Annotated in this window: 12 protein-coding genes; 7 read left to right on the forward strand and 5 right to left on the reverse strand. The window is 72.1% G+C overall.

Annotated features, from left to right (window positions below; genetic code table 11):
- Positions 1 to 34: 34 nt before the first annotated feature.
- The 4 genes from Q9S36_RS20130 to Q9S36_RS20145 are packed head-to-tail and all read left to right on the forward strand — an operon-like array spanning position 35 to position 3377.
- Positions 35 to 964: a ParA family protein gene (locus Q9S36_RS20130; RefSeq protein WP_311286658.1), complete on the forward strand. Its 930-nt coding sequence runs from the start codon at positions 35 to 37 to the stop codon at positions 962 to 964.
- Positions 964 to 1950: a ParB/RepB/Spo0J family partition protein gene (locus tag Q9S36_RS20135; protein WP_311286659.1), complete on the forward strand. Its 987-nt coding sequence runs from the start codon at positions 964 to 966 to the stop codon at positions 1948 to 1950. Before Q9S36_RS20130 ends, Q9S36_RS20135 begins: the two co-directional genes overlap by 1 nt.
- Positions 1951 to 1989: 39 nt before the next feature.
- The gene (locus Q9S36_RS20140) at positions 1990 to 2325 is read left to right on the forward strand and encodes a tryptophan synthase subunit alpha (protein WP_311286660.1); all 336 of its coding nucleotides are present in this window, start codon (positions 1990 to 1992) and stop codon (positions 2323 to 2325) included.
- Positions 2326 to 2348: 23 nt separating this feature from the next.
- Positions 2349 to 3377 carry a hypothetical protein gene (locus tag Q9S36_RS20145; protein ID WP_311286661.1) on the forward strand — a complete coding sequence of 343 codons (1029 nt, stop codon included), beginning with the start codon at positions 2349 to 2351 and terminating at the stop codon, positions 3375 to 3377.
- 10 nt (positions 3378 to 3387) lie between these two features.
- On the opposite strand, the gene trxA is transcribed toward Q9S36_RS20145, so the two are convergent.
- The 4 genes from trxA to Q9S36_RS20165 form a co-directional block, all read right to left on the reverse strand.
- The gene (trxA, locus tag Q9S36_RS20150) at positions 3388 to 3711 is read right to left on the reverse strand and encodes a thioredoxin (RefSeq protein WP_064002800.1); all 324 of its coding nucleotides are present in this window, start codon (positions 3709 to 3711) and stop codon (positions 3388 to 3390) included.
- Between the two features lie 74 nt (positions 3712 to 3785).
- A complete protein-coding gene (trxB, locus tag Q9S36_RS20155) occupies positions 3786 to 4766 on the reverse strand; it encodes a thioredoxin-disulfide reductase (protein WP_061018795.1) in 981 nt (326 codons plus the stop codon).
- A gap of 85 nt (positions 4767 to 4851) precedes the next feature.
- Complete coding sequence (gene murJ / locus Q9S36_RS20160; RefSeq protein ID WP_311286662.1) at positions 4852 to 6471, reverse strand: murein biosynthesis integral membrane protein MurJ; 1620 nt, start codon at positions 6469 to 6471, stop codon at positions 4852 to 4854.
- Positions 6471 to 8540, reverse strand: coding sequence for a DUF6049 family protein (locus Q9S36_RS20165; protein ID WP_311286663.1), 2070 nt, complete (start codon positions 8538 to 8540; stop codon positions 6471 to 6473). The genes murJ and Q9S36_RS20165 overlap by 1 nt, the downstream gene beginning before the upstream one ends.
- A gap of 107 nt (positions 8541 to 8647) precedes the next feature.
- Between Q9S36_RS20165 and Q9S36_RS20170 the strand changes: the two genes are divergently transcribed.
- Both Q9S36_RS20170 and Q9S36_RS20175 read left to right on the forward strand, forming a co-directional pair.
- Positions 8648 to 10171, forward strand: coding sequence for a methyltransferase (locus tag Q9S36_RS20170; protein ID WP_311286664.1), 1524 nt, complete (start codon positions 8648 to 8650; stop codon positions 10169 to 10171).
- 38 nt (positions 10172 to 10209) lie between these two features.
- Positions 10210 to 11637, forward strand: a complete 1428-nt coding sequence (locus tag Q9S36_RS20175; protein ID WP_311286665.1) for a CCA tRNA nucleotidyltransferase — start codon at positions 10210 to 10212, stop codon at positions 11635 to 11637.
- 21 nt (positions 11638 to 11658) lie between these two features.
- Here Q9S36_RS20175 and Q9S36_RS20180 read toward each other — a convergent pair whose 3' ends face one another.
- Positions 11659 to 12054 (reverse strand): DUF6992 family protein, encoded by a 396-nt coding sequence (locus Q9S36_RS20180; protein ID WP_253036012.1) that lies wholly within the window; start codon positions 12052 to 12054, stop codon positions 11659 to 11661.
- Between the two features lie 187 nt (positions 12055 to 12241).
- Between Q9S36_RS20180 and Q9S36_RS20185 the strand changes: the two genes are divergently transcribed.
- A complete protein-coding gene (locus Q9S36_RS20185) occupies positions 12242 to 13555 on the forward strand; it encodes a GAF domain-containing protein (protein WP_311286666.1) in 1314 nt (437 codons plus the stop codon).
- The last annotated feature ends 139 nt before the right edge of the window (positions 13556 to 13694 follow it).

The following is a 13694-nucleotide window of genomic DNA, read 5'->3' on the forward strand; positions in this document are numbered from 1 at the left end:
AGTGGGAACGTCCTCGACACGACAGGAGTAACAGGTGCCGGATTCGGAGAACACCACCTCTCCCGCACCCTTCTCTTTCGACGACAGTCCGATCGCCCGCGAATTGGCGGATCTGACGTCGCGCAGGAAGGTCCTCGCCGAGGTGAAGGTCGAGTTCGACGGCTCCACCCGCGTCTTCACGGTGTCGAACCAGAAGGGCGGCGTGGGGAAGACCACGACGACCGTCAACCTGGCGGCGGGGCTCGCCTCCGTCGGTGCGCACGTGCTCGTCATCGATCTCGACCCGCAGGGGAACTCGTCGACGGCGCTCGGCATCCCGCACAGCGCCGACGTCGCGAGCATCTACGACGTCCTCATCGATGAGGAGCCGCTCGCGGACGTGATCCAGACGAGCCCGGAGTCGCCGAATCTGCTCTGTGCGCCGTCGACCATCCATCTCGCCGGCGCGGAGATCGAGCTCGTCTCCCAGGTCGCGCGGGAGCATCGTCTGCGGACGGCCCTGGCGACCTATCTGGCGGACACCCACGTCGATTTCGTGTTCATCGATTGCCCGCCGTCGCTCGGGCTCCTCACGATCAACGCTTTCACGGCTGCGACCGAGGTCCTCATCCCGATCCAGTGCGAGTACTACGCGCTCGAGGGACTGAGCCAGCTGCTGGGGAGTGTCTCGATGATCCAGAAGCACCTGAACCCCGCCCTGCACCTGTCGACCATCCTGCTGACGATGTACGACGGGCGGACCCGACTCGCGCAGCAGGTCGCCGACGAGGTGCGCACGCACTTCCCCGACCGGGTGCTGACCACCGTCATCCCGCGGTCGGTCCGTGTCTCCGAGGCCCCGAGCTTCGGGCAGACGGTCATCGCCTACGACGGACAGTCCGCAGGCGCCGTGGCGTACCGCGAGGCGGCGGTCGAGATCGCGCGGCGCGGTCTCGCACAGAACTCAGAAGAAGGAGCCCACTGATGGCCAAGCGAACCGGACTGGGCCGGGGCATCGGAGCCCTCATCCCCACGCAGGACTCGTCGGAGGCACGTCCCGTCGACGTGTTCTTCCCCGGAGCGTCGCTGCCCGCAGCCGACGCCGACGGATCGAACCAGGATGCCGCACCCGCGGAGACTCCGGCGGGGGAGGACGAGCTCGTCGCCGTTCCCGGAACGCGTCTGATCGAGGTCGACCCGAACGAGATCGTCCCCAACCCGCGCCAGCCGCGCACGAACTTCGACGCGGACGACCTCGCCGAGCTCGTGCACAGCGTCCGCGAGTTCGGTGTGCTGCAGCCGGTCGTCGTGCGGCGCAACGAGGACGGCGCGTACGAGCTCATCATGGGCGAGCGCCGCACGCGCGCTGCCCGCGAAGCCGGCCTGACCGCGATCCCGGCGGTCCTGCGGGAGACCGAGGACGAGCACCTGCTGCGCGACGCGCTGCTCGAGAACCTGCACCGTTCGCAGCTGAACCCGCTCGAAGAGGCGTCCGCCTACCAGCAGCTCCTCGAGGACTTCGGGATCACCCAGGAGGAGCTGGCGACGCGCATCGGGCGATCGCGTCCGAAGATCAGTAACACGATCCGGCTGCTCAAGCTCCCCGTGCCCGTGCAGCAGCGCGTCGCGGCCGGCGTGCTCAGCGCCGGCCACGCCCGCGCCATCCTCTCGGTCGATGACGCCGACCACATGCAGCGCCTGGCCGACAAGATCGTGAACGAGGATCTCTCGGTGCGCGCCGCGGAGGCAGCCGCCAAGACGATCGGTAATCGGGTGCGTCCGCTCCCCAAGGCCGGCACGCGCCGGGCGCACCTCGACGACGTCGCGGAGCGGCTGGGGGACCGGCTCAACACGAAGGTGAAGATCTCGCTGACGGCAAGGAAAGGCCAGATCAGCATTGATTTCGCGACGATCCAGGATCTCAACCGCATCCTCGGCGAGCTCGGCGAGACGGAGTTCGGCGGCTCCTGATCGGGGCCGGACGTCGGGAGGCGAGCGTAGGCTGGACGGGTGAGCGATCGCCCCAACCTCCCCCGACGCGCGAGCCTCGAGGTGCTGCGCGCGGAGGCGTCCGACGAGTTGTCGGTGCTGGTCGAGGAGCGACTGCGCGACGGTGAGGACCCCTGGGCCTTCATGGAGGATCTCCCCTCGGTCGACGAGCTGGTCGTGCTCACCCTGCGGGCGGAGAGCATCGCGGCCGACGGCGGACAGCGCCCGACTCAGGCGCGGAACTACCGTGTGCTGCGACAGATCGCCCTGGACTACCCCGCGCTGAGCGCGGCGGTCTGGCGCCTGCTCGGCAGCGAGCCGCACCGGACGTGGAACGTCTCGGTCCGAGCCTCCTGACCGTTCCACGTGAAACGTCGCCGATGGACGAACTGACGATCGCCACGATCGACATCGCCCCGTCGCGAACAGTCCTCACCATCGACGCGGTGCGCGCCGGGCTCCGAGAACGGATGATCCCCGCCGTCGTCGGCGACGAGGACGGCACCGTGATCGCACGCGTGGCCCTCACGCCCGACGGCCAGGTGGTCGTCGCGTCCGACGGCACGGTCACGAGCACCGCACCCGAGTCGGTGCTGGACGCCCTCGCGGCGGAATGGTCGGCCGACGTGTTGCTCGAATCCGACGGTCTCTTCCTCGTCGGGCGCGCACGGGATGCCGCGGACCCGCCGCCGTCGACGTCACCGATGCGTGACCTCCCGCTCCGGGTCTACGTGCTGCTAGGCGAGCGTGTTACCGGTCTCACCTCGCTCGCCCAGCAGCTCGAGGCATCCGTCACCGTCGCCGAGGTCGACGGAGCGGCCATCGTCGTGGCGCACGGGCACGTCCGGGACTCCTGGCCGCCGGCGCAGCGCCCCGTGGTCGCGCTCACCCGCACGCGGACGGGCCTCACGATGGAGGTGTTCAGCGCCGCCGGACTCGCGTCGCTGCCGGAGGACGAGCGGATGCGGGGGCGCGGCATCCCGGATCTGACGCTGTCGTGGCCGGCACGATGGGTGCCGGTGCTGCCGGAGGAGGGGTGGACGGGGGAGGTGCAGCGGATGCTGCGCACGGCCGCCGTCGAGCGGATGTCGGAACTCGCCGACGACCGGCCCGTGCTCGACGAGCTGCGGGTGACGCGGGCGGCGTTCGAGCACCTTCGCCGCTGCGACAACGATGACGACCTCCCCGGTCACCTCACCCGGGCCCTGCGTCTGCCGGCGGTCGTCGAGGACCTCGTCCGTGGCCGTGCCGACATCGCGGATCTGCCGGGTGCGCGCCGGAGCGAACGCACCGATGAGGGTCGACGCGCGTGGGAACTCGCGTCCCGTCCGTCGTGGTGGTCGCGGCTGTTGCGGCGGAGCGGAAACGACGAAGGACCCGGCGACCGGGGTCGCGCGGGTCCTTCGTGACGTGGGGTGCTCAGCCGATGTAGTCGGCGAGGTCCTGCTCGAGGGCGAACTTCGGCTTGGCGCCGATGATCGTCTTCTCGACCTGGCCCTTGTGGAAGACCTTCATCGCCGGGATCGACGTGATCTGGTACTCCATGGCGAGCTGCGGGTTCTCGTCGACGTTGAGCTTCAGAACCGTGATCTTCTCGGGGTTCTCGGTCTGGATCTCGTCGAGGATGGGGCCGACCATGCGACAGGGTCCGCACCACGCCGCCCAGAAGTCCACCAGGACGGGGCCTTCGGCGTCGATGACGTCCTGCTGCCAGGTGCTCTCACTCGTGGCCTTGGCGGTCATATGTCTGTCTCCTTAGGAATCGACACGTGGGTGTCAGAGGGGAAAACGCAGCGGATGCCGCGATTGTTCCGCGCTCAGGCGGGGGTCGGCAGCCCGTCGATCAGCGCGGCGTCCTGCGCGGGGGCACCCGCGTCGCCGCGCGCGGCGAGGTAGTGCTCGAGGTCGAGGGCTGCGACCGTGCCGCTGCCGGCCGCGGTGACGGCCTGGCGGTAGGTCGGGTCGATGACGTCGCCGGCGGCGAAGACACCGGGGACGGAGGTCTTCGAGGTGCGGCCGTCGACCCACACGGTGCCGTGCTCGGTGATGTCGAGGACGTTGTGCACGAGGTGCGTGCGGGGGTCGTAGCCGATCGCGACGAACACGCCGTCGAGGGCGAGGTCGCGCTCGGACCCGTCGACGGTGTCGCGCAGACGCACGCCGGTCACGGCATCCTCACCCAGGACGTCGATGACCTCGGCGTTCCAGACGAACTCGATCTTCTCGTTGGCCTTGGCGCGGTCCTGCATGATCTTCGAGGCGCGCAGCTCGTCGCGACGGTGGATCACGTAGACCTTCGAGGCGAACTTCGTGAGGAACGTCGCCTCCTCCATCGCCGAGTCGCCGCCGCCGACGACGGCGATGACCTTCTCGCGGAAGAAGAAGCCGTCGCACGTGGCGCAGTACGAGACGCCGCGGCCCGACAGGCGGGTCTCACCCTCGATGCCGATCTTGCGGGGCGCGGAACCGGTGGCGAACACGATCGCCTCGGCCTCGTGCGTCTCGCCGCGGCCGAGCGTGACGGTCTTGATGTCGCCCGACACGTCGAGCGACACGACGTCGTCATAGACGACCTCGGCGCCGAACTTCTCGGCCTGCTCCTGCATCTTGGTCATGAGGTCGGGGCCCATGATGCCCTCGGGGAACCCGGGGAAGTTCTCGACCTCGGTCGTGTTCATCAGCTCTCCGCCGGCCTCGACCGAGCTGGCGACGACGAGGGGCGACAGGTTCGCGCGCGCCGCGTAGATCGCCGCGGTGTAGCCCGCCGGACCCGAGCCGATGATGATGACCTTGCGCACGATGAATCCTCTCTTCGTCTGGGCGATGTTCGCGCCCGGACAGTTCAACCCATGGTAGCCGCGTGGCATTCCACGGAGGGGGGGCTCACCGGCCCGGCAGGAAGCGGCGGACGGCACGGAACGCGACGCCCAGCTCGGGAGTGCGGAACAGGGCCAGGATGCCGCCGTAGACCAGCAGTGTCACACCGCCGATGAGCGCGGCGCCGAGGAATCCGGGGAGACGCTCGGAGACCGCCCACCCCTCGACCCCGCCGAAAAGGAGGAAGACACCCCAGCCCACGGCCGCCGCAGGCACGGCCGCGAGCAGGAAGCGCAGGACTCCGCGGAACGCCGCACCGAGACCCAGCGGACCGATCTTCCGGCGCAGGAGGGTGATCGCGAGTGCGAACTGCAGGCTGTTCGCCACGGACTGCCCGAGGGCGAGCGCGAAGGCGAGCCAGGTCAGGGGCAGGATGCCGGCACCGACGAGCGCCGACGCGGCCAGAGCCGTCGCGATGACCAGCGCCGCCTGCACGAGCGTGTACACGAAGGGGGTGCGGGTGTCCTTGAGGGCGTAGAAGGTGCGCTGGATGCCGAACTGGAACGACAGCGGCAGGAGCGCGAGCAGGTACGCGCCCAGGACCCAGGCGAAGGCGACGGCGTTGTCCGGCGATGTCGTGAACAGGCGCGCCAGCGGCACGGAGGCCACGGCCATCGCGGCGAGGATGCCGACCATGAAGATGCCGACGGTCCGGGTGAGGGAGGACAGGTCGGCGGTGACCGCATCCGCCCGTCCTTCCGCGACGTGCTCGCTGAGCTTCGTGTAATACGGGGTCCCGAGGGAGAGGACGATCACGGAGAACGGGAGCATGAACAGGAGCCACGCGTTCTGCAGCGTCGCACCGGCCGCCGCGGGACCCGAGGCGGCACCCACGATGTTGATCTGGAAGGCGCCGGCGATCTGCCCGACGACGACCATGAGGAACGTCCAGCCGGCGAGGCGGCCGATCTGGCGGAGGCCGATGCCCCGCCAGCCGAAGTCGGGCCGCACGTGCAGTCCCGCACGCCGCCAGAACAGGAACAGGATGCCGGCCTGCACGACGATCCCGAGCGTCGCGGTGCCGCCCATCAGCGCGATCATGCCCGCCGTCCAGCCTGAGGCCGACTCGTAGGTGCCGAACAGCACGATGAAGACGCCGAAGCCCGCGATCGAGATCAGGTTGTTCACGATCGGCGACCAGGCGAACGGCCCGAAGATGCGGTTCGCGTTGAGGATCTCGCCCACGAGCGCGTACAGCCCGTAGAAGAGCAGCTGCGGCAGACACCAGTAGGCGAGGGCGAGGGTGAGCGTCTTCGCCGCCGGGTCGGTGAACCTCCCCGCGTAGATCTCCACGAGCACGGGCGCCGCCACGACGGCGACGATCGTGACGACCAGCAGGGCGAGGACGCCCAGGGTCAGCAGTTTCGACACGAAGGCGCTGCCGCGGTCGTCGTGCGTCTTCACGGCCTTGACGATCTGCGGGACGATCACCCCGGCGAGGAGCCCCGAGGAGATGAGCGCGAACACCGAGTTCGGCAACTGGTTCGCGATCGCGAACGAGTCCGCCGCCTTCGCGCCGACGGTGCCGACGGCGACCGTGAGCACGATGTTGCGGATGAGTCCCGTGATGCGGGACGCCATGGTGCCGGCGGCGACGGTGGCGCTCGCGCGTCCGAGGCCGGCCATCAGGGGGCCACCGGCATCCGCTTGCGCCGTCGGACCGTCCGGACGACACCGAAGACGAGGAGGGCGGACACGAGGACGGTGAGGATGACGAGGGCCACCGACTCCCATTCGGCGCGCACCGACACCTCGACGGTCTCGCTCCGCCCGATATCGACGCCGGACGGGGTGCGCAGTTGCAGGTCGACGGAGGATTCGCCGCTGCCCACGAGGGCGGAGACGGGGATCGCGACGCGGCTGGTCTGCTGGGCGCCGATCTCGACCTCGGTCGTCGACTCGATCACCAGACGCGCGTCGCCGGGCGAGGCGATCAGGTCGACACGGGCCGGCCACGGCAGGTCGTTGCGGACGGTGAAGACGAGGGGCGCGGAGGCCCCGGCGAGGGTGATGGGGCCGCCGAGGACGAGGGCGACACCGTCGGTCCACGAGGCGATGCGCTCGCGCTGCGCCTGGATCGCGGCATCCCATCCCTCGCGGTCGTCGAGCCACGCGTTGCCGAGCAGCTGCAACTCGGTCGCCCGCTCCGACGAGGTGAGCAGCGTCGGGTCGTCGAGCACACCCGAGATGCGCTGCAGACCGCCCTGCGCGGCGCGGAACCTTTCGATCACCGCGACGCGGTCCTGGTCGGCGGGGACGGAGTCGACGTCGACCGCGGCGGCGGGGGCCGCGAGGAGGCCGTCGAGATCGGTCGCCGTCCAGCCGGGGAGCCCGGTCGCCGCGTCGATCGCGCCGCGCAGGGCGGCCTGGGACCGACCATTCGCGCGGTCAACCGTGACGAGCAGGGGGTCGGCGAGGTCGCCCACGGCCGCCCGCGCCGTGAACTCCGCCAGGAGCGCTCCGCGGGCGGTGTCGGCATCGGTCGCGGAGGCGTCCTCGAGCAGGCGCGAGAGGCCGGCGTCGTAGAGGAGCAGGTCCGTGTCGGCCGAGACCGCGTGCGCCCCGGCATCCGATCGCACCACCGAGCTCGGCAAGAGCGTGACGGGCGCGTCGTCGCCGCCCATCACGGCGCCCAGGGCGGCGACGGTCTCGGCGCCGGCCGTTCCGGTCGCGGGCCAGAAGACGCTGTCGCGGTCGGCGCCGACGTCGAACAGCTCCTCGAGCGTGGGAAGGATCGGTTCCTCGGGGGTCGGCGTCGGGGTCGGGGTCGCCTCGCCGTCGACCGCGGGGGCGCCGAAGTTCGCCGGGTCGAGGTAGGCCGCGAACGAGACCGGCCGGAGGGGGGATGCCTCGCCCGCGCCGATCTGCGCGGCGAGATCGGCGTCGCCGTACTGCAGCGCGAACCGGTCGTTCGGGAGCGCGATCAGGTCGTCGAGCCACGCGACCGCGTCGGCCGGCGCCGCCGAGCCCAGGGCGCGGATCGAGGCGGTGATCGCGGGATCCACGGCGAGGATCGCCGGCGTGCCCGTCACGGCATCCACCTGCTCGCGCAGGTCGCCCCCCTCGGCGGTGAGTTCGGACAGTTGTTCGGAACTGAGGACGCCGGTGGACTGCGGCCCCGCGGTGATGGGCGCGACGACGCCGATCTGACGAGCCGGTGCGCCGGTGTCGGGGACGACGAGGACGGTCCGCGCGCGGAGACTGTCCCCGCCGGTGCCGTAGACAGCCCGGACCGGGTACACCCCCGGGTCGAGGTCGTCGATGGAGGCATCGCCCGCGTCGATCGTGAGCGCGGCGGATGCCGACTGCTCGGACGCGACCTCGGGCATCGCGATCTCGCCCACGTCGTCGAACGACGCGCCCGTCGAGCCGCTGTCGAGCCAGGACGCGATCGCCGCGGTCGACACGAGGGGATCGGAGCCGATCCCCACGGTCGCCGCGCCGGCGGGGACGGCGTCCGGGCCCGGGTTGTCGGCCGTGAGTGTGAGTGTCAGATCGCCGGATGCGGGGACCACCCCGCCCGCGCCCGGCGCGAGGGTGGCGGTGACGGTCTGGTCGGGCGCGTCGTCGACCGCGGCGAAGGCCGCCGGGGCCGGGGCGGCGAGGGCGATCACGGCCGTCGCTGCCGCCGCCGTACGCAGCCACCGGGATCGGCGAGGCGGACGTCGGCCCGGAGCAGGCGAGATGAAGGTCATGAAGAGGTCGATTCCCGTGCGATCGATGACCGCACCATCGGGAGTGATTCTAGGGTCCCCGTCCTGCGGAGCCCCTGATTGGGCCCCGAGGCCGGTTGAATGGGACGGTGAGCGACATCCGGCATCCCGACCCGTCCACGACCGCCGCGCTCCGCGCCGACCTCGCCGCCGCCGGGTATACGGCCGACGCCGTCCGCGCCGCGTGGGGACCGCTCGCCGACGACGCGATCGGCCGCGGCCTGCTCGCGCCCGCCCGGCGCGCGCTCGCGGGCCGCAGCGACGCGCTCGCGGCGCTGTGCCGCACGCTCTTCCTCGGTGATGCCGCCCCGGCCGCGGACCTCGACCGCGCGCTGCCGACCGCCGGTGTCGCGGGTCTCGTGACGCTCGGGATCGTGCGCGTCGAGGGCGGAACCGCGACACCGCTCGTGCTGCTGCGCCCGCAGGACTACACGGATGCCGCCGGCTCGGGGTGGTGGTGGATCGTGAGCGACCTCGACGAGGCGGCGCTGGGCGGCGCGCTGCCGACCGGGCACGTCCTGGGCGTCGGCGGCGCCTCGCTCACGCTCGCCGGTCTGCAGCTCGACACCCCCGCGCGACGCGTACTCGACGTCGGGACGGGATGCGGCATCCAGGCCCTGCGGGCGCGGCGGAGCGCGTCGAGCGTCGTCGCGACCGACGTGTCGGAGCGGGCGCTGCGGTTCACGCTGCTGAACGCCGCGCTCAACGACGTCGACGGGATCGAGGTGCGCCACGGCAGCCTGTTCGAGCCCGTCGCGGGCGAGGAGTTCGACCGCGTCGTCTCGAATCCCCCGTTCGTCATCACGCCGCGCGTCGCCGGGGTGCCCGAGTACGAGTACCGGGATGCCGGTTTCGCGGGCGACGACCTCGTCGCGGCGTTCGTGTCGGGCGTCGGCGAAGTGCTCGCCCCCGGCGGGACGGCGCAACTGCTCGGCAACTGGGAGTATCGCGACGGGCGGGACGGTCTCGACCGCGTGCGCGAGTGGGTCGCTGCATCCGCTCACCCGCTCGACGCATGGATCGTGGAACGAGAGCAGCTCGACCCGCTCGCGTACGCCGAACTGTGGGTGCGCGACGGCGGCACGGCGCCGGGGAGCCCCGACTACGCCCGCCTCATCGACGCGTGGCTCGCCGACTTCGCCGCGCGCGGGGTGACGGCGGTCGGCTTCGGGTACCTGCTGCTGCGACGGACGCCGATCGGAATGCCGCCCCTCGCCCGTTACGAGCGCGTCACCCAGCCGGTGCCCGGCGCCCTGGGGCCGCACCTGGGGGCCGCGCTCGCGGCGTGGGACCGCCTCGGGCTGCTCGACGACGACGGACTGGCCGAGGCGACCGCGGTCGTGGCGTCGGACGTCACCGAGGCCCGCCACCACCGCCCGGGAGCCGAGGAACCCTCGGTGATCGAGCTGCGCCAGGGCGCCGGATTCGGGCGCGTGCTGAACGTCGACCCCGCGCTGGCCGCCCTCGTCGGCGCGTGCGACGGCGACCTGCCGCTCGGCGTGCTCATCGACGCGATCGCCGACCTGCTCGAGGTGGATGCCGCCGCGCTCCGCGCCGACCTGCTGCCGCGCGTGCGCGAGCTGGCGTTCACGGGGTTCCTGCGCGTGGTGTGAGGCGCGGCGCGCGGGATGCCGTCGGTAGGCTCGTAGGCATGCTGAACATGGCCGAGGGTCTCGCGCGCCTGGGCGCGCTCGCCGAGGCTCCCGTGTCGGCCACGCTCGCCCGCGCGTTCGCGGATGCCGGGTTCGAGCTCGCGATCGTCGGCGGACCCGTCCGCGACGCGCTGCTCGGCCGCACCGTCAACGACCTCGACTACACGACGAACGCGCGACCCGACGACATCCTGCGCATCGTGAAACCGCTCGCGACGGCGACGTGGGACATCGGCCGCGCCTTCGGCACGATCGGCGCGAAGATCCGGGGCGAGCAGGTCGAGATCACGACCTACCGCGCCGACAGCTACGACGGCGCGACCCGTAAACCCACCGTCGAGTTCGGCGACACGCTCGAGCAAGACCTGGTCAGGCGCGACTTCACGGTCAACGCGATGGCGCTCCGCATCCCGGGACCGTCGCTCGTCGACCCGACCGGCGGCGTCGAGGACCTCGTCGGCGGGTCGCTGCGCACCCCCACCGATCCGGACGTCAGCTTCGGCGACGACCCGCTCCGGATGCTGCGCGCCGCCCGCTTCGCGAGCCAGCTCGGCATGGACGTGCACCCTGCGACCCTCGAGGCGATGAGCCGGCTCGCGCCGAGCCTGTCGATCGTGAGCCCCGAGCGCATCCAAGGCGAGCTCGTGAAGCTCCTGTCGACGGAGGCGCCGGACCGCGGCATCCGTCTGCTCGTCGACACCGGCCTCATGGCGCTCTTCCTGCCCGAGGTCCCGGCCCTACGGCTCGAGGTCGACGAGCACCACCACCACAAGGACGTCTACGAGCACTCGCTCACGGTGCTCGCGCAGGCGATCGACCTCGAGAAGCAGCGGCACCCGGGTCAGGCGCCCGACGTGACCCTGCGCCTCGCCGCGCTCCTGCACGACATCGGCAAGCCCGCGACCCGCAAGCTCGAGCCGGGCGGCGCGGTCAGCTTCCACCACCATGACGTCAAGGGCGCGCGGATGGCGCGCAAGCGGCTGCAGGCGCTGCGGTTCGACGGTGCGACGACGGATGCCGTGTGTCAGCTCATCGAGCAGCACCTGCGCTTCTTCGGGTACGCCGAGGGCGCGTGGACCGACTCGGCGGTGCGGCGGTACGTCCGCGACGCGGGCGATCAGCTCGAGCGGCTGCACATCCTCACGCGCGCCGACGTGACGACCCGCAACAAGCGCAAGGCGGCGCGGCTGCGAACCGCGTACGACGACATCGAGTCGCGCATCGCCGCGCTCGCCGAGCAGGAGGAGCTCGACGCGATGCGTCCCGAGCTCGACGGCAACCGGATCCAGGAGGTCCTCGGCATCCGTCCCGGTCGCGAGGTCGGGGAGGCGTACCGGTTCCTGCTGGACATCCGCCTCGACGAGGGGGTCATCGGAGCGGATGCCGCCGAGCAGCGCCTGCGCGAGTGGTGGGCCGCGCGGGGCTGAGCCCGCTTCGCCGCACGCGGCTCAGCGCAGGCGTCGCGCTGCGGTGAGGTCGATGACGAAGAGGACGGCACCCTGGATGACGATCGCGAGACCGTGTCCGCGGGCATCCGCCCGGCTCAGGCGCCCCCCGAACGAGGGCGTACGCGCCGCGAGGTGGGCGCCGGTGGCGACGTAACCGACGTCGAGCGCCGCGTTCACCAGGAGGATGCGGCGCAGCATCCGCTTCTTCGGGACGCTCCGCTGACGGCGGGTGAACGCCGCGAGACCGGCGTCGATCGCGCCCCACATCAGGTTCTGCAGGCCGAACGCGCGGGTGCGCGGGAACAGCGCGAGCGCGCCGCCGACGACGACGGATGCCGTGCCCCACCGCGTCAGGCGACGGACGACGACGGCGGCGACGGACTTCGCGGAGCTCATGCCTTCATCATGGCCCGGCGGCGGGGCCCCGGGGCCGCTCGCCTGTCACGATCTGCGGCCGGCGACGGCGTGTCGTGACAGGCGAGCGCGGGTGGTCGCCTGGCCGCGGGCCGCCCCCGCCCTGTCGTTCCCGGGCAGGTCGACTTAGACTGACCGGCACCGCTCCTTCGACGATGATCGGAGCCCCATGAGCTCGCCGTGGTCCGCCCGGGTCGAGGTCGCGCCCGCCACCTCGCGCCTGCTGATCGAGCGCGCGCACGAGGAGCTCCTCGCCGGGAACGCCGGGGATCCGCGGCTCGAGGACGTCCGACCGCTGGTCCGGGAGTCGTGGCGCCGGTCGCTGGCCTCGGATGCCGCCGCCGAAGGGCTCCCGCGCCTCGACATGACCGCCGACGAGCTCGAGGCCTACCGGCGGGCGCATCCGCTCGCCGGGGTCATGGAGATGGTGCGTTCGCTCCTGCTGCCCGGTTCCGCCGAGGAGTCGGGTGTCATCGTCGCGGTCGGGGATGCCTCGGGTCGCCTCCTGTGGGTCGAGGGCGACCGCGGGGTGCGCACCCTCACCGGCGACATGGGGTTCGTCGCCGGCGCGGACTGGGCCGAGGCATCCGTCGGCACCTCGGCGCCCGGTACGGCGCTCGCGCTCGACCGGGCGGTGCAGATCCGGCAGGCCGAGCACTTCAACCGCTTCGTGCAGCCGTGGTCGTGCACCGCGGCGCCGGTCCACGACCCCGAGACCCGGCGGCTGCTCGGAGTGATCGACGTGACCGGCGGCAGTGAGGCGGTCACGCCGCAGGCGCAGCTGCTCGTCGACGCGACGGCGCGCGCCATCGAGGGCGAGCTGCTCGTCGGACGGCTGCGCTCCCGCGCCGAGGCGCCCCGGCGCCGAGCCCCCCGCGCCGCGACCGTCCGGCACGCGACCCTGCGGGTGCTGGGGCGCGACCGGGCGCTGCTCGAGACGGAGGGGGATGCCGCGGCATCCGTCGTCGAGCTCAGCGCACGACACGCGGAGATCCTGCTCATGCTCGCCAGCCACCGGGAAGGCCTGTCGGCCGAGGCGCTCGCCGACCTCGTCTACGGCGAGCCCGCGGTCGAGACCCTGCGTCCCGAGATGGTGCGGCTGCGCAGAGTGCTCGAGAAGCAGGCACCTCAGCTCGTGCCGCTGTCGCGCCCGTACCGGCTGCCGGCGGAGCTCGAGACCGACGTGCAGCACGTCGTGTCGCTGCTCGACCGCGGGGCGCACCGCGTCGCCCTCGCCGCGTACACCGGGCCGGTGCTGCCGGACTCCGTCGCGCCCGGGGTGGAGGAGCTGCGCACGTCGGTGCGGGCCACCCTGCGCGAGACGATGATCGGCGAGGCCGGCGTCGAAGCGCTGCTCGCCTACGCCGACAGCGCCGACGGGCGGGAGGATGCCGAGGTGCTCCGCCTGTGCCTGCGCCTGCTGCCGCCGCGCTCGCCGCGTCGCCCCGGGCTCGTCGCCCGGCTCGAGGCCCTCACCGCCTGACGGGTCGTTCCCCTGTCGCAAACGGCAGGGCGCCGCGGCGTGTTGCGACAGGGGAAGGCGGGGACGGGGGGATGCCGGCCCGCAACCGGATGCAACGTTGCGCGGCGTAGCGTGCCGGCATCCGATCCGCGGCGCTGAC

It is taken from the genome of Microbacterium sp. ARD31, assembly GCF_031844425.1.